Annotated in this window: 15 protein-coding genes; all 15 read left to right on the top strand. The window is 37.4% G+C overall.

From position 1 onward, the window contains the following. The first annotated feature begins 231 nt into the window (after positions 1-231). The 15 genes from ABC382_RS10185 to ABC382_RS10115 all read left to right on the top strand — a co-directional run bounded on the left by ABC382_RS10185 (position 232) and on the right by ABC382_RS10115 (position 16,837). Positions 232-1,779 (top strand): ABC transporter ATP-binding protein, encoded by a 1,548-nt coding sequence (locus ABC382_RS10185; RefSeq protein ID WP_407133844.1) that lies wholly within the window; start codon positions 232-234, stop codon positions 1,777-1,779. After that, positions 1,779-2,825, top strand: coding sequence for an ABC transporter permease (locus ABC382_RS10180; RefSeq protein WP_407133079.1), 1,047 nt, complete (start codon positions 1,779-1,781; stop codon positions 2,823-2,825). The genes ABC382_RS10185 and ABC382_RS10180 overlap by 1 nt, the downstream gene beginning before the upstream one ends. 1 nt (position 2,826) lies before the next feature. Further along, on the top strand, positions 2,827-3,786 hold the full coding sequence (locus tag ABC382_RS10175) for an ABC transporter permease (RefSeq protein ID WP_407133080.1): 960 nt from the start codon (positions 2,827-2,829) through the stop codon (positions 3,784-3,786). A 175-nt stretch (positions 3,787-3,961) separates the two neighbouring features. Then, entirely contained in the window at positions 3,962-5,233 is a 1,272-nt protein-coding gene (gene yfmF / locus ABC382_RS10170) for an EF-P 5-aminopentanol modification-associated protein YfmF (protein WP_407133082.1), read from the top strand. Then, positions 5,230-6,531 carry an EF-P 5-aminopentanol modification-associated protein YfmH gene (yfmH, locus tag ABC382_RS10165; RefSeq protein WP_274796038.1) on the top strand — a complete coding sequence of 434 codons (1,302 nt, stop codon included), beginning with the start codon at positions 5,230-5,232 and terminating at the stop codon, positions 6,529-6,531. Before yfmF ends, yfmH begins: the two co-directional genes overlap by 4 nt. Next, positions 6,528-7,256 (top strand): elongation factor P 5-aminopentanone reductase, encoded by a 729-nt coding sequence (gene ymfI / locus ABC382_RS10160; RefSeq protein WP_274796039.1) that lies wholly within the window; start codon positions 6,528-6,530, stop codon positions 7,254-7,256. Before yfmH ends, ymfI begins: the two co-directional genes overlap by 4 nt. A 44-nt stretch (positions 7,257-7,300) precedes the next feature. Continuing rightward, a complete protein-coding gene (locus tag ABC382_RS10155) occupies positions 7,301-7,558 on the top strand; it encodes a DUF3243 domain-containing protein (protein ID WP_004224939.1) in 258 nt (85 codons plus the stop codon). Between the two features lie 217 nt (positions 7,559-7,775). Beyond that, positions 7,776-8,561, top strand: a complete 786-nt coding sequence (locus ABC382_RS10150; protein WP_274797280.1) for a DUF3388 domain-containing protein — start codon at positions 7,776-7,778, stop codon at positions 8,559-8,561. Between the two features lie 16 nt (positions 8,562-8,577). Next, the gene (locus ABC382_RS10145) at positions 8,578-9,507 is read left to right on the top strand and encodes a helix-turn-helix domain-containing protein (RefSeq protein ID WP_274796040.1); all 930 of its coding nucleotides are present in this window, start codon (positions 8,578-8,580) and stop codon (positions 9,505-9,507) included. A 47-nt stretch (positions 9,508-9,554) separates the two neighbouring features. After that, positions 9,555-10,133 carry a CDP-diacylglycerol--glycerol-3-phosphate 3-phosphatidyltransferase gene (gene pgsA, locus ABC382_RS10140; RefSeq protein WP_274796041.1) on the top strand — a complete coding sequence of 193 codons (579 nt, stop codon included), beginning with the start codon at positions 9,555-9,557 and terminating at the stop codon, positions 10,131-10,133. Positions 10,134-10,150: 17 nt separating this feature from the next. Further along, positions 10,151-11,413: a competence/damage-inducible protein A gene (locus ABC382_RS10135; RefSeq protein WP_274796042.1), complete on the top strand. Its 1,263-nt coding sequence runs from the start codon at positions 10,151-10,153 to the stop codon at positions 11,411-11,413. 156 nt (positions 11,414-11,569) lie between these two features. Further along, positions 11,570-12,631: a recombinase RecA gene (gene recA / locus ABC382_RS10130; RefSeq protein WP_274796044.1), complete on the top strand. Its 1,062-nt coding sequence runs from the start codon at positions 11,570-11,572 to the stop codon at positions 12,629-12,631. Between the two features lie 555 nt (positions 12,632-13,186). After that, entirely contained in the window at positions 13,187-14,746 is a 1,560-nt protein-coding gene (gene rny, locus ABC382_RS10125; RefSeq protein WP_274796045.1) for a ribonuclease Y, read from the top strand. 137 nt (positions 14,747-14,883) lie between these two features. Beyond that, a complete protein-coding gene (locus ABC382_RS10120) occupies positions 14,884-15,648 on the top strand; it encodes a tyrosine-protein phosphatase (RefSeq protein ID WP_412926799.1) in 765 nt (254 codons plus the stop codon). Positions 15,649-15,901: 253 nt separating this feature from the next. Continuing rightward, entirely contained in the window at positions 15,902-16,837 is a 936-nt protein-coding gene (locus ABC382_RS10115) for an O-antigen ligase family protein (protein WP_412926798.1), read from the top strand. Positions 16,838-16,850 lie beyond the last annotated feature (13 nt).

The following is a 16,850-nucleotide window of genomic DNA, read 5'->3' as shown; positions in this document are numbered from 1 at the left end:
AATGATTCACTAATGTAGGTTCCAAGTTAATAGAAGAAAGGTTTCTAACGATGACCTTTCCTGTATTAATTTAGCAAAACATCTGCCTCGATAGGGGATATAAACAAAAGCCTCTGGTAGAAATATGAATATTGGACGTATGGCTTATCTGTACCATCAATCATGTAGCAGCAGATACTATACGCTAAAATAAAAGACTTAATAATAGTGCCTATTAAGGGAGTGACAATTTTGGAATATGTGATTGAAATGCTAGGAATCCGTAAAGAATTCGGTAATTTCGTGGCGAATAATAACATCACCCTCCAACTGAAACAAGGCGAAATCCATGCATTGCTAGGTGAAAATGGTGCAGGTAAATCGACTTTGATGAACGTCCTTTTTGGTTTGTATCAACCAGAGGGTGGCGAAATTCGCGTTCGTGGGAAGGCTGTAAAAATTACAAACCCGAATATTGCCAATGATTTAGGAATTGGTATGGTGCATCAGCACTTTATGTTAGTAGAAAATTTTACGGTAACAGAAAACATCATTTTAGGTACTGAGCCTACTAAAATGGGGGTTGTTAACATAAAAGATGCGGCTAAGAAAGTACAAGCACTTTCTGAAAAATATGGATTGGATGTTGATCCATATGCCAAAATCGAAGACATTACAGTTGGTATGCAACAACGTGTAGAAATTTTGAAAACACTGTATCGTGGTGCTGAAATTTTAATTTTTGATGAGCCAACTGCTTCATTAACACCTCAAGAGATTACAGAATTGATTCAAATTATGCGTCGACTAATTGCAGAAGGTAAATCGATTATTTTAATTACCCATAAGCTAAAAGAAATTATGGAAGTTTCAGATCGTGTAACAATTATCCGTAAAGGTGAAGGTATTGGTACAGTTGTAACCGCTGCCACAAATCCTGATCAATTAGCAGAAATGATGGTAGGCCGTCAAGTTGAATTTAAAACAGAAAAAATCGATGCCAATCCAACTGAAGAAGTGCTATCTATTGAGAACTTGATAGTAACGGATTACCGAAACATCGACAAAGTCAAAGGTTTAAACTTAAATGTTCGCAAAGGTGAAATCGTCGGTATTGCTGGTATTGATGGTAACGGTCAATCTGAATTAATTGAGGCCATTACGGGTCTTCGTAAAATCAAAAGTGGGACAGTTAAGTTAAATGGCAAAGAAATTACCAACATGAAGCCTCGTAAAATTACAGAGGAAGGTGTTGGACATATCCCACAAGACCGTCATAAGCATGGCTTAGTGTTAGATTTCCCTATTGGTCATAATATTGCTCTACAAACATATTACCAATCTCCAATAGCGAAGGGCTTTGTTATGGACTATAAAAAAGTGTCTGAGAAAGCTCGCCAAATCATTAAAGAGTATGATGTACGTACTGGTAATGGTGAAATGACACCAGCTCGTGCTTTATCTGGTGGTAACCAACAAAAAGCTATTATTGGTCGTGAAATTGACCGTAATCCAGATTTATTGATTGCCGCTCTACCAACGCGTGGACTCGATGTTGGGGCTATTGAATTCATTCACTCTCGTCTTATTGAGCAACGTGATAAAGGAAAAGCGGTTCTATTAATCTCATTTGAATTAGATGAGGTTATGAATGTCTCGGATCGTATTGCCGTTATTTATGATGGACAAATTGTGGATGAGCTAAATCCTAAAGAAACTACAGAGCAAGAGCTAGGTTTATTAATGGCTGGACAAAGTAAAAAAAATAATAAGCATGATGCGAAGGAGGGGAACGACTAATGTCAAATCGTGTCATTAATTTACTCGTTCCTATCATCTCTATCATTATCGGTTTAATTGTAGGGGCTATCGTCATGGTAGTCAGTGGTTATGACCCAGTTGAAGGTTATATCGCTCTTTGGACAGGTATTTTTGGAGATTCATATTCGATTGGGAACACAATTCGACAAATCACACCATATATTTTGGCAGGTCTTGCAGTAGCGTTTGCTTTCCGCACAGGGTTGTTCAATATTGGTGTTGAAGGTCAGCTTATTTTAGGTTGGCTGGCAGCTGCTTGGGTAGGTTATGCATTTGAACTACCTAAAGTCATTCATTTACCATTGGCATTGCTTGCTGCAGCTGCAGCTGGTGCATTTTGGGCCTTTATTGCAGGTTTCTTAAAAGCGAAATTTAAAGTTCATGAAGTTATTGCGACAATTATGCTGAACTATACAGCGCTTTATATTGCCAACGCAGCGATCAAAAAATTGTCCGATGGTAGCTTTAAAACAGAACGTGTTCATGAGTCAGCATCATTACGTTCTCCGTTTTTAAGAGAGCTAACAGACAATTCAAGTCTTCACTATGGGATCATTGTTGCACTTTTAATGGTAGTTGTGATGTGGTTCATCTTGGAAAAAACTACACGTGGCTATGAACTAAAAGCAGTAGGCTTTAACAAAAATGCTGCTGATTATGCAGGTATGAGCGTCAATAAAAATATTATTCTAGCGATGACGATTTCAGGTATGTTTGCAGGTCTGGGTGGTGCGATGGAAGCTTTGGGAACGTTCCAAAATGCATCTATTAAACCGGGCTTTACTGGGATCGGTTTTGACGGTATCGCCGTTGCCCTACTTGGGGCGAATACACCACTTGGGGTAGTGTTTGGGGCTTCACTTTTCGGTTCATTGAAATATGGTGCACTAAATATGCCAAATGCTGCGGGTATTCCAGAAGAAATCGTATCCATTATCATTGCATTGATTATTTTCTTCGTTGCATCAGGCTATATTATTCGAGTAGGCTTACAAAAGCTGAGCAAGAAAAAGGAGGGACAATAACATGAGCTTTTTAGAAATGTTATATTTCATCATCCCTTCAGCGATTCTTTATGCAACACCTTTGATTTTTACAGCCATCGGTGGGGTATTCTCTGAACGCTCTGGTGTTGTCAACATCGGGCTAGAAGGCTTAATGATTGTTGGTGCTTTTGTTGGTATTTTTGTCAATTTAGAATTCGCTTCATCATTAGGTGCGGCAACAATTTGGGTAGCAATGCTAGCAGCTATGATTATCGGTGGGATTTTCTCTCTTTTCCATGCTGTTGCTTCTATTTCCTTCCGTGCCGATCAAACGGTATCAGGGGTAGCAATCAACTTACTTGGCTTAGCCGCAACAGTATTCTTAGTAAAAATGATTTATGATAAAGGTCAAACGGATATGATTACTCGTCCAATCGACCGTTTCGGTATTCCTTATTTAGAGGATATTCCATTCTTTGGGCCATTATTGTTCCATGATGTATACAGTACATCTATATTAGCGTTTGCTGTAGCAATTAGTGCATGGTTTATCATCTATAAAACGCCATTTGGATTGCGTTTACGAGCTGTTGGTGAACATCCAATGGCAGCAGATACTATGGGGATTAATGTTAATAAAATGCGTTATATTGCTGTTGTTATTTCTGGGGCATTAGGTGGTCTTGGCGGTGCAGTTTATGCACAAACAATTACACATGACTTCTCACATGCGACAATTGCTGGTCAAGGTTTCATGGCTATTGCCGCTATGATTTTTGGGAAATGGCATCCAATGGGTGCGCTAGGTGCAGCATTATTCTTCGGTTTAGCGCAAACATTAAGTATTGCAGGAAGTCAAATTCCATTTATCGAGAATGTGCCAGCCGTTTATCTGCAAATTTTACCATATGTCCTAACAATCCTTGCTTTAGCAGGCTTTATTGGTAAAGCAAATGCACCAAAGGCAAGTGGCCAACCTTATATTAAAGGTAAACGCTAAGAAAAATGAATTATCAGAGACTGAGCGATCGTTGCTCAGTCTTTTTTTATATGCAATTGGTGTAATTATTAATTTTTCCCATACATACTTTGGATTCCTTTTGCAATTATAGACAATAGACATGTATAGTATGTGTAGTACATCGTTATATTAAGAAGGATAGGAGGGTTTTTATATGTTTAAAACAATACCTTTTGCAAAAGGTGTCAATTTGCATATCCGACAAACAACCCAATTTAAAACTGTAAATTTTTCGATAAAATGGAGAAGAGCATTAACGGCTAAAAGTGCATCAGAACGTACAGTGTTAACCAATGTACTGCAGCACAGTAATGCTAAATATAAGACAACTGCTGCATTTCGTAGCTTTTTAGATGACTTGTACGGCACTGTTTTATATTTTGATACATCGAAGCGAGGGAATGAGCATACGGTGCTACTAAATGTAGAGACTGTAAATGACCATTATCTTGCGAATACAAGTGTGTTAAACGACGTACTTGGTTTATTGCACACGGCTATTTTTGAGCCTAATTTAGAAAATGCTGCCTTTAAGGAATCAATTGTTGAACGTGAAAAGAAAACAGTTATTCAGCGTATTGAATCTATATTTGACGATAAATCCCGCTTTGCTCAGTTCCGTTTACAACAAATTTTAAGACCAAATGAGCCTGCATCGATTTCAGCAAATGGTAGTGTAGAGGAAATTCAAAAAATTACACCGGCTTCCTTATATGAGGCGTATCAATCCATGCTAGCTAACGATAAAATTGATATTTATGTTGCTGGTGATATTAATGAAGAGGAAGTCGTCGCAAAATTAAAAAAGGCGCTACCATTTAAAGATCGCACACCTGAAGAAGTTCCGGCGGTACTTCCCCAAAAACACCCTGACAATGATTATGTTAGAGAACAGCATGAAATGAAGCAAGGTAAGCTCCATATTGGCTTTAGCACACCAGTAAGATTTGGTGATGCGGACTTTGCTAAAATGCAAATTTTTAATGGCATTTTTGGTGGCTATCCACATGCTAAATTGTTTATGAATGTTCGTGAAAAAGAGAGCCTTGCTTATTATGCATCAAGTTCATACGCATCGCATTACGGTCTCGTTTTTGTTGTCTCTGGTATCGAGCCTAAAAATGAAGAAAAAGCTCTAACGCTAATTAAAGAGCAACTTGCTGTCATGCAGGCTGGAGATATTACTGATTTAGAGCTGGAGCAAACAAAAGCTATGCTGACGAATCAGCTTAAAGAGTCGCTAGATTCTGCTCGTGGACAAATCGAAATTTTTGATCAATATAAAGACTTACCTGAGGAATTCTCTGTTGAAACTTGGGCAAATAAGTGGAAAGCTGTAACAAAGGAAGATGTTGTTGCAATGGCAAAGCAAGTGCAGCTTGAAGCAGTTTATTTCTTATGTGGAAAGGAGCAAGCGGCACAATGAAAACAATTGAATTTAAACAATTAGATGAAACACTTTATTATGAAAAGCTAGACAATGGCTTAGATGTTTATATTTTGCCAAAAAAAGGCTTTTCCAAAACATTTGTTACATTTACAACAAAATACGGCTCTGTTGATCGTACGTTTGTGCCCATTGGTGAAACGGAAAGTATCACTGTGCCAGATGGCATTGCTCACTTTTTAGAGCATAAAATGTTTGAAAAAGAAGATGGGGATGTTTTCCAAAAGTTTAGTGAGTACGGCGCTTCGGCTAATGCCTTTACATCGTTCACACGTACGGCTTATTTATTTTCTTCTACTGACAATATTTATAAAAGTACAGAAACTTTATTAAATTTTGTACAAGAGCCATATTTCACTGAAGCTACTGTCAACAAAGAAAAAGGAATTATTGGGCAAGAAATTACCATGTATGATGATCAGCCCGATTGGCGTTTATACTTTGGTACGATTGAAAATATGTATCATCATCATCCAGTGAAAATAGATATTGCAGGTACAATTGAATCGATTGATGGTATTACAGCTGAGCATCTATATACATGTTACAACACATTTTATCATCCATCTAATATGCTGTTATTTGTTATTGGCGCTGTGGATCCAGAGCAAATGATGACTTTTATTCGTGACAATCAAGGTAAAAAAGAGTTTCCGGAGCCTACGCCGATTCAACGTTTCTTCGATAAAGAACCAACAGAGGTTGCAATTAAAGAACGTACATTAAATATGGATGTTCAAAAGCCAAAAGTATATGTCGGTTTGAAAGCAAAAGAAACTAATTTATCAGGTCAGGAAATGTTAAAACATGAGCTATCTGTGCAAATTGCGCTTGAGCTTATTTTCGGACGCACATCAAGTTTTTATGAACGTGTCTATGAAGAAGGATTAATCGATGAAACCTATGCATTTGATTTTACTTTAGAAAATGGTTTTGGCTTTGCCATGATTGGTTCTGATTCAACAGAGCCAGATGGGTTATCAAAGGCAATTAAGGAAGAACTAGCAAAGTATGATGGAAATGCACACTTTGAAAGTGCTGATTTGGACCGTATCAAACGTAAAAAAATTGGATTCTTCTTACGTGCGCTTAATTCAATTGAATTTATTGCAAACCAATTTACACGCTATTCCTTTAATGACATGAATTTATTTGATGTTGTACCAGTACTAGAGACATTAACAGTTGAGGATTTAAAGAAAGCATTTGCTTCTATTCAAGGTGAATCTCAACAAACTGTTTTTAAAATTTTACCAAGCAAGCAGGGAGCACAGTGAAAAAATTTGCCCTTGTTTTAGGTGCATCAGGTGAGATTGGTCGTGCTATTTGTCAAAGCTTAGCTGAAGACGGTTGGTCCATCTATGTGCATTATTCACAAAATAAGAATGCGGCACAGAGTTTATGTGATTCGCTTACTACATCTTTCCCTGCACAAGAGTTTATGCTTGTTCAGGGGGATTTTTCAACCATAAAAGGAGCAGAAATGGTCGCAGCACAAATTTTTAATGTGCAGGCCATTGTCTTTGCTAATGGACAAGCCCATTATTCATTGCTTGAAGATACATCAGTGGAGGATATGGAAGCCTTATGGCGTGTTCATGTTCAAAATCCAATGCGTTTGACTGCTTTACTTTCTAAAAAGCTGCGACAACATGATGTAAGCTATGTACTATTTATTGGTTCAATTTGGGGAGAGGCTGGCTCAGCGGGTGAAGCACTTTATGCTACGGTTAAAGGTGCCCAGCATGCTTTTGTTAAATCCTATGCGAAAGAGGCAGCACTATCTCAAATTCGTGTAAATGCCATCGCTCCTGGTTTTATCAATACGTCAATGAACAGCCATTTAAGTCAAGTGGAGCTAGACTATATTTTAGAGGATATTCCTTTAGGCACCATCGGACAAACTACGGATGTAGCTGAAATGGTTCGTTTTTATTTGTCTGGTAAAGCTGATTATGTCACAGGACAAATCATAAGATTAAATGGTGGTTGGTACATATAATATTCTCTTCTGCACATACTACAAATGTAAAGGAGGAGGAACATATGACCATTTTAGAAAACTGGCAAAAATGGACATCGTTTTTAGGGCAAAACGTTATGCAAGCTGAATCAAGCGGCATGCCAAAGAAAATGATTCAAACGGCTGCTGTCCAAATTGGTGAGTATTTGGCGACAAATGTCGACCCTAAGAACGAACAAGAGCGAGTGCTGTCGGATTTATGGGGCGTTGCCTCTGAAGATGAGAAGCATGCATTAGCGAATTGTGTCATTAAACTTGTACAAAATAAGCATGTGCAGTAAATAAAAGAGGAGAGCCTATCTCCTCTTTTTTCTATATAAAAAAGCTATTTATCGTTGAAAATGAGAACGTATGTAAGCCTAATCTGCGAACACCAAAAAAAATTAGTAAATAACGTCGTAATTCCATGTATTCTAACTTTCCATTACATAAAAAATCAGCTATGATGGAACTTATAAAGGATTTTTTACGTTAACTAATAGGAAGGGAACGAGTGTGTTGAGCGATTGGTACTTTGAATATGAAATTCAGGTGAATCGCCCTGGATTATTAGGAGATATTGCTTCACTTTTAGGGATGCTTCGTGTCAATATTATTTCAATAAATGGTGTCGACGAGGATCGACGTGGTATGTTAGTGCATACAGACAATGATGAGGCGATTGAACGATTTCGTACAATCGTTTCGACAATGGAACATATTAACGTAACCAAATTTCGACAACCAAAACTTCGTGATCGTCTAGCCATTAGGCATGGTCGCTATATTCCTCGAGATGCAGACGAAAAAAACACTTTCCACTTCGTAAGAGACGAACTTGGTATTTTAGTCGATTTTATGGCGGAACTCTTTAAAAAAGAAGGACATAAGCTAATTGGTATACGTGGCATGCCACGTGTTGGGAAAACCGAATCCATTGTAGCTGCAAGTGTCTGTGCCAATAAAAAGTGGATTTTTTTATCGTCTACAATGATTAAACAAACAGTTCGAAATAAGCTTGTGGGTGATGAATTTAGTCGTAACAATATTTTTATTCTAGATGGTATTGTGACTCGACGTTCAACTGATGAGCGACATCTGCAATTAGTGCGTGAAATGATGAATATGCCATGTATTAAAGTTGTAGAGCATCCAGATATGTTCGTTCAGCATTCTGAATATAAAATAGAGGATTTTGATTATATTATTGAACTGCGTCATCACACAGATGAAGAAATTACCTATGAGATAATGGAAAAAAATCACATGTCCGAATCCGATTCATTTGGAGGATTTAATTTTTAATTTGATGTTAAAGTAGGTGTTATTAGTGGCAGAATTAGGTACTCGACTAAAAGAGGCGAGACTGTCTAAAGGCTACAGCTTAGACGATTTACAAGAAATAACGAAAATTCAAAAGCGTTATTTAGTAGGAATTGAAGAAGGCAATTATTCTATTATGCCTGGTTCGTTTTATGTACGAGCTTTTATTAAACAATATGCAGAAGCGGTTGGTTTGGACGCTGAAGAAATTTTAGAGACATATAAAAATGAACTGCCAAGCACTCCAAATGATCAATTAAGTCAATCTATGTCGAATAGTCCTAGCAGAAGAAAGGTATCGAAAGGCCCTTCCAACAAAATGATGGAGGCAATGCCCAAAATCATTGTTGCTTTATTTATTGTTGTTATCATTGTAGCTATATGGATACTATGGCAATCAAAAAACAGTTCAGGGACAAGCGAAGAAGTAAATCCAACTCCTGAGATGGAATATGATACAAATGTTAAGCCAATTGATAGTGAAAAAGATAAAAAAGACAAAGAAAATAAAGATGCACAAAAAAATGATAAAGAAGATACAAACTCTACAGATGAAACACCAATTGATGAAGATCAAACAGATCAAACTGAAGAGATGAAACAAACAATTTCTGCGGGTACTATTGAGACAGATGGAGCGACAACTTCTTATACGTTAACAGGTACAAAGACTATGAAAATTAAAGTCGAAGTATCAGGTCCTACTTTTGTTGGTATTCGTGACCAACAACAACAAGAATTATTAACAGATACACGTGTCTATAATGCTGGTGAAGTAATTGAATATGACGCTACAGCGCAAAATTATGTACGTATCCGTCTTGGTAATTCAACACAGGCTAAAATCTATATTAATGACGAACCTCTAACGTATGCACAACAAATTGTAACGCAAAATATCGTCATCAATTTCAATAAAGAACAGTAGTCATCATCTGATGGCTACTTTCTTTCATCATGAAAGGTGTTAGAAAAATGAATATTCCAAATAAAATTACCATCTCTCGAATCTTGCTTATTCCATTCTTTGTCATTGTTATGATGTTTGATTTCGGCTGGGGAACATTGACACTATTTGGTGCAGAGATGCCAATCCATCATTTTATAGGTGCACTTATTTTTATCTTTGCTTCAACAACTGATTGGGTGGATGGTTATTATGCACGTAAGTATAATCTTGTGACAACGTTTGGGAAATTTTTAGATCCCTTAGCTGACAAATTACTTGTCTCAGCAGCCTTTATTTTAATGGTAGAACTTGATATGGCGCCTGCCTGGATCATTATCATTATTATTAGCCGTGAATTTGCAGTAACTGGCTTACGTCTAATTTTGGCAGGTGGAGGAGAAGTTGTAGCTGCTAATCAGCTCGGTAAAATAAAAACTTGGGCACAAATTGTAGCGATTGCTGCTGCTCTTTTACACAATACAATCTTTACACTAATTGGTATTCCATTTGATATGATCATGCTTTATATTGCATTGTTCTTTACGCTTTGGTCTGGGTGGGATTATTTCTATCTAAACAGACGTGTTTTACTTGAGTCTAAATAAGAAAGGTCTTGTGAATCATGAATGCTGAAATTCTTGCTGTTGGCTCTGAGTTATTATTAGGTCAAATTACGAATACAAATGCGAGATTTATCTCAAGTCAGTTATCAGAGCTTGGTATAAACGTTTTTTATCACACAGTAGTTGGAGATAATGCGCAACGGTTAGAACAAGCTATTGAAGTGGCGGAGTCTCGTGCTGATCTCATTATTTTTTCGGGAGGGCTTGGACCTACGAAGGATGATTTAACGAAGGAAACGATTGCACGTCACCTCGGTGTTTCTCTTGAATTTGACGAAGTGGCATTAACGTATATTGAGCAATTTTTTGCCAAACGAGGACGTCCAATGACGGAGAATAATCGTAAACAGGCATTAATTTTAGCTGGTAGTGAAGTGCTAGCCAATCACCATGGCATGGCTCCTGGTATGATTTTAACAAAGAATGATCGTACCTATATTTTACTTCCAGGACCTCCAAAAGAGCTAGAACCAATGTTTCAATTTGAGGCCAAACCTAAGCTAGCAGCGATGCTGAATGATGGAGGGATCATTGCATCTCATGTCATGCGTTTTTATGGCATTGGTGAGGCCGAGCTCGAAGTACGTGTTCAAAGTATATTAGATGCACAAACAAATCCAACGGTTGCTCCACTTGCTTCTGATGGAGAGGTAACATTGCGCGTGACAGCTAAAGCAGCAACAGAGCAACAAGCTCAACAGTTAATTGCTGCAAAAGTTGCAGAGATACAGGCACTAGTTGGAGAGTATCAATATGGTGTAGATGATGATTCACTTGCATCTAAAACAGTTGAAATGTTACTTGATAATAAGCTAACAATTGCAGCTGCAGAAAGTTTAACCGCTGGGTTATTTCAATCTGAACTTGCTGAAATTCCCGGAGTAGGCAATGCACTTATCGGAGGCATTGTTACGTATGCAGCAGATGCGAAAGTAAAACAGCTTGGTATTTCACAAGAATTAATTGATACACATGGTGTTGTCAGCAGCGAGTGTGCAGCGGCAATGGCCAGTGCTGTACGTGAAAAGTTTTCAACGAATATTGGCATTGGTCTTACGGGCGAAGCAGGCCCTACTGCGCATGATCACCAACCTGTAGGTACGGTTTGGATAGGTATTGCCATTGAGGATGAGGAGCCACTTACATATTTACTTCATTTATCTGGCATGCGCAATACGAATCGACTTCGTGCAGTGAAATTTACATGCCATTATTTAATGCAGTTATTAGAAGAGCGTGGATATACAAAACGATATAGATAGAGTAAAAAATAGGAATTTGGGTAGAGGAAAACTATCCAAATTTTTATTTTGAAGAAAAGTCGAATAAATGTTCGCTTTTTTCTTGCGTGTTTTCTCAAAAACAAGTATAGTAGAGATAGACAAAAACAGTGAACAGTTTTCGAAGGAGGAAAATGAATGAGTGATCGTAAAGCAGCCTTAGAACAGGCTCTAAAGCAAATTGAAAAGAATTTTGGTAAAGGTTCTATCATGAAACTCGGCGAAAAAACCGATTTAGAAATTGCGACATCTTCAAGTGGTTCGTTAGCACTTGATGCAGCATTAGGAGTAGGCGGATATCCACGTGGACGTATTATTGAAGTATACGGCCCAGAATCATCTGGTAAAACAACGGTTGCGCTTCATGCCATTGCGGAAGTTCAAGCAAAAGGTGGACAAGCTGCATTTATCGATGCAGAGCATGCATTAGATCCAGTTTATGCGCAAAAATTAGGCGTCGATATTGACGAGCTATTACTTTCACAGCCAGATACAGGGGAGCAAGCACTTGAAATTGCAGAAGCATTAGTGCGTAGTGGTGCTATTGATATTATCGTTATTGACTCCGTTGCTGCTTTAGTACCAAAAGCTGAAATTGAAGGGGATATGGGTGATTCTCATGTCGGCCTACAAGCACGTTTAATGTCTCAGGCATTACGTAAACTTTCAGGTGCGATTAATAAATCAAAAACGATTGCTATTTTCATTAACCAAGTTCGTGAAAAAATTGGTGTCATGTTCGGAAACCCTGAAACAACACCAGGTGGACGAGCTCTTAAATTCTATAGCTCTGTCCGTTTAGAAGTGCGTCGAGCAGAAGCTATTAAACAAGGTAATGATATTGTTGGTAACCGTACAAAAATTAAAATTGTTAAAAATAAAGTAGCGCCGCCTTTCCGTACTGCTGAAGTGGATATTATGTATGGTGAAGGTATTTCTAAAGAAGGCGAAACAGTTGATTTAGGTGTAGAATTAGATATTGTCCAAAAAAGTGGTTCTTGGTATGCATATGGTGATGAACGTCTAGGTCAAGGTCGAGAAAATGCTAAACAATATTTAAAAGAAAATGTTGCTGTTATGGAAGACATCGCAAATAAAATTCGAGCTTCTTATGGTATTGCAGCTTCTTCTTACACAATTGCTGCTCATGATGAAGAAGAGATGGATGAAGAATTGATGTTACTTCTTGAAGAAGAATAATAAACGATTGCATTGTTCCCATTTTTTGAGGGAACAATGCTTTTTTTTGTCTATATTCTTAAACTTTTACCCATAATAAGAGTAATGCCGTCTATCTCAAGGTGTTATTTCTTATGTACTGTTTTTATATTAATTGTATTTAAGATGAAATTTTTTCTAGTGTAAAAGTAATAGGGTGAAAAATAACCGAATGGATAGGACTTACTTTTTTTGGCTGAAGGGCGAACAGACGACCGACTATCCTTGACAGAGCTTAAGGCTAGCTATACAATTAAATATGTATAATTTCTGAATTATGACTTTAAATAGGCAGTACATTTTATCTTCATTTACCTAGTGTTTTCTAGTGAAATGGACATCACACATTTAGAATATTGTTGAGATTTTCCCTTTCATATAGATGTCTAAACACCTACTAAATGAAGCTAGAGCCTTTGGCTAATAGAACGGATTTTGTGTAAATTCAATCAAAATCTGGCGCAATTTCGCCAAGGCGCGATAGATGTATGCGCCGACTGAAACAGTAATACCCAAATAGCAAGAGGAGGTGTTCATATGGATGGAATTACTATCATCTCCGCTTTGCTTGGACTCATCGTTGGTGCCGCTGTTAGCTATATCTACATGAAAAAAGTGAATGACTCAAAAATCACTGGTGCTAAACATGTTGCTGAAACAATCGTTGAAGAAGGAAAACGAGAAGCGGAGGCAATGAAGAAAGAAGCACTACTTGAAGCCAAAGATGAAACTCACAAATTTCGTACTGAAGCCGAAAATGACATTCGTGAACGTCGTTTAGAACTTCAAAAACAAGAGAACCGTTTATTGCAAAGAGAAGAAAATCTTGATCGCAAGGATGATGCTCTAAATAAGAGAGAAGCAGGCTTAGAGCGTAAAGAACAAGCTCTAGCTGAAAGACAACAGCATATTGAACAGATGGAGAGCAAAGTGGACGAGCTCGTAGCACTACAAAAAACAGAGCTAGAACGTATTTCTGCTTTAACTAGAGATGAAGCTAAAACAGTTATCCTAAATGAAGTAGAAAAAGAGTTAGCGACTGATATTGCTGTGATGACGAAGGAAGCTGAAACACGTGCGAAAGAAGACTCAGATAAGAAAGCACGTGAAATTTTATCATTAGCATTACAACGCTTTGCGGCAGATCATGTAGCAGAAACAACTGTATCTGTTGTGAACTTGCCAAATGATGAAATGAAAGGTCGTATTATTGGTCGTGAAGGCCGTAATATCCGCACATTGGAAACATTAACAGGGATTGATTTAATTATTGATGATACTCCTGAAGCGGTTATATTATCAGGCTTTGATCCAATTCGTCGTGAAACGGCTCGACTTGCACTTGAAAAACTTGTACAGGATGGTCGCATCCACCCAGCTCGCATTGAGGAAATGGTGGAGAAAGCTCGACGTGAAGTGGATGAACAAATCCGCGAAACAGGTGAGCAAACTACATTTGAAATTGGCATTCATAATTTACATCCAGATTTAATGAAAATTTTAGGCCGTATGAAATATCGTACAAGCTATGGACAAAACGTCCTAAAACATTCAATTGAAGTCGCACATTTAGCAGGATTACTTGCTGCTGAACTTGGTGAAGATGTAGCGTTAGCTCGTCGTGCAGGCTTATTACATGATATTGGGAAAGCAATTGACCATGAAGTTGAAGGTAGCCACGTTGAAATCGGTGTGGAACTAGCAACGAAATATAAGGAACATCCGGTTGTTATCAACAGTATTGCTTCGCATCATGGTGATACTGAAGCAACATCTGTTATTGCGGTATTAGTTGCAGCGGCTGATGCATTATCAGCAGCTCGCCCAGGTGCACGTAGTGAAACACTTGAAAACTATATCCGCAGACTTGAAAAGTTAGAGGAAATTTCAGAAAGCTATGATGGTGTAGAAAAATCTTTTGCTATTCAAGCTGGACGTGAAATTCGTATTATTGTACAACCTGAAAAAATTGATGATTTAGCATCTCATCGTCTTGCACGAGATATCCGTAAACGTATTGAGGAAGAGTTAGATTATCCAGGTCATATTAAAGTAACAGTCATTCGCGAAACACGTGCTGTGGAGTATGCGAAATAATATTGAATGTTAGAGGTTTCTTTAGATTATTATCTAGAGAGCCTCTTTTTTAGTAGAGGTAGAGTCATGTTTGAGGAGCATCCATCATAAAAAAGAACAAGGCTAGATTTTGATTAACGATGAAAGATGTGATAATCATGATCGATATCCATGCACATATCTTATATGATGTGGATGATGGACCAAAAAATGAGATGGATTCCTTGGAAATGCTAAGGCAAGCTGCTAAAGAAGGGATTACAGAGATTATTTGTACATCCCATGCTAGACACCCACAATATCATGTCACTTATAGAAAAGTGGTAGAGCAAGTAAATGATTTACAACAATTATTACATCATCATCAAATTCCAATTACACTCCATACAGGCCACGAAATTCGCTTACATGATAATCTCCCAACATTACTACAACAACAGCAACTTCATCCATTAGCACAGTCAAAATATATCTTATTAGAACTTCCTTCGAGCACTATTCCGGCTTATACGATAGAGATGATAAGGAGCTTAAAAACATTTGGCTATATACCAATCTTAGCTCATCCAGAACGAAATTTTGCCATTAAAGAAAACCCAAAGAAACTAGAGGCCCTTATTCAACAGGGAGTATTGACACAATTGACAACAGGTAGTTTAACAGGATTATATGGAAAGGACATACAACGTTTATCCCTTGCTTTAGTGAGAGCAAATTACATTCATACGATTGGCTCAGACGTACATGATTTACAAAAAAGAAGTTTCTTCTTTCAATCAGCACTGCACTATCTGGAGAAAAAGAAAGAAATAGATACAATCACTCGCCTCTTAGATAATAATGCAAGAGTTTTAGCGAACAAGCCTATTTTGCCACTTGAGTTAGATGATATGGCTATAAAGAAACGATGGCTTATATTTTAAACGTCTTTGTTAGAATTGAGCGTGAAAAAAGATGCAATTGCTCTATACATTACTGTTTAGCTTACTTGTTTTTATGAGCCTGATGCAGCCTGTCGCTGGTATTTTCCATAAGTTATCCTTATTAATCAGCCTGTTAATCATACTCGTCTCTTTTTTCATCCATAAAAAAATATTCATTCACAATGTACAAGCTAGTGTTTTTTTTAGTATGTATACTTTTTTTTGTGTGATATCAGCAGGGGTGAATCAGGATATGGTTCTCCTGAAAAACAGTCTACAATTAATGTGCATGTTCATAGCAGTTTCAATTTTTTTTAATGATCTTGTCAAAGAACAGGTAATAGAAATTGTTTTGAATAGTGTTTTAATGGCCTATATACCATTTTTAGCTTTATGTTTTCAGCAAGCAAATTATATGTTTTCAGCTTTTTCAGGTGTATTTGAGAACCCAAATACGATGGGGTTTTCAATGATTGGTTTAATGATCGTTGTACTCATGAGATTGTATAAGGTGGCAATGCAGATGCTACATGGACAACAACAGGTAAACTACATATGGTCTTTTATTCTTTATATGACCGTTTATATATTTACTTTGTATGTCATCTTGCTATCAAATGCCCGCACTTCCTTGTTAACGGTTTCTATTGCCACAGTTGTTGTATTTTTTTGTATTGTCAAAAGCATGAACAAAACCTTTTTAGCACTCTTAAAATTGATTTTACTCTTTGTAGGTGCAGGTTTAGTGTTGGTGATAGTGATGATCAAATTGGACATAATGCAAGAGGCTGTACAAAGTATTTTATCGAAAATGGAAAAAAAGTCGACGAACATAACAGATGGTCGTCTTGAAATTTGGCATTATGTTATAGAGCATTTTCGTTTCTGGGGACACGGTGTTGAATCACTGTGGTCGATAGGTGTTGCTCATGCCCATAATACATTTATAAATATTGTACAAGAAACAGGATTGCTGGCATTGATTAGCTATTGTTTGTTTTTATTGGCAATCGTCAAAGGGTATCGTCATATGAATGAACAAGCAATCGTGTTTACGGGCTTAGTAATGGTAGCCGCTCTAGGGGTTTCTACATTTGAAATACTATATTTTAATATGCTTCATATTCTTGTATTTGTTGTGAGTGGCACTATTTATAATAAAGGCAAAATCACAATTACATCTGAATAACCAATAGGCTTGT

The organism is Lysinibacillus phoenicis (assembly GCF_047238325.1).
Taxonomy (GTDB): Bacteria; Bacillota; Bacilli; order Bacillales_A; family Planococcaceae; genus Lysinibacillus; species Lysinibacillus irui.
This window is presented reverse-complemented; position numbering and strand designations above follow the sequence as displayed.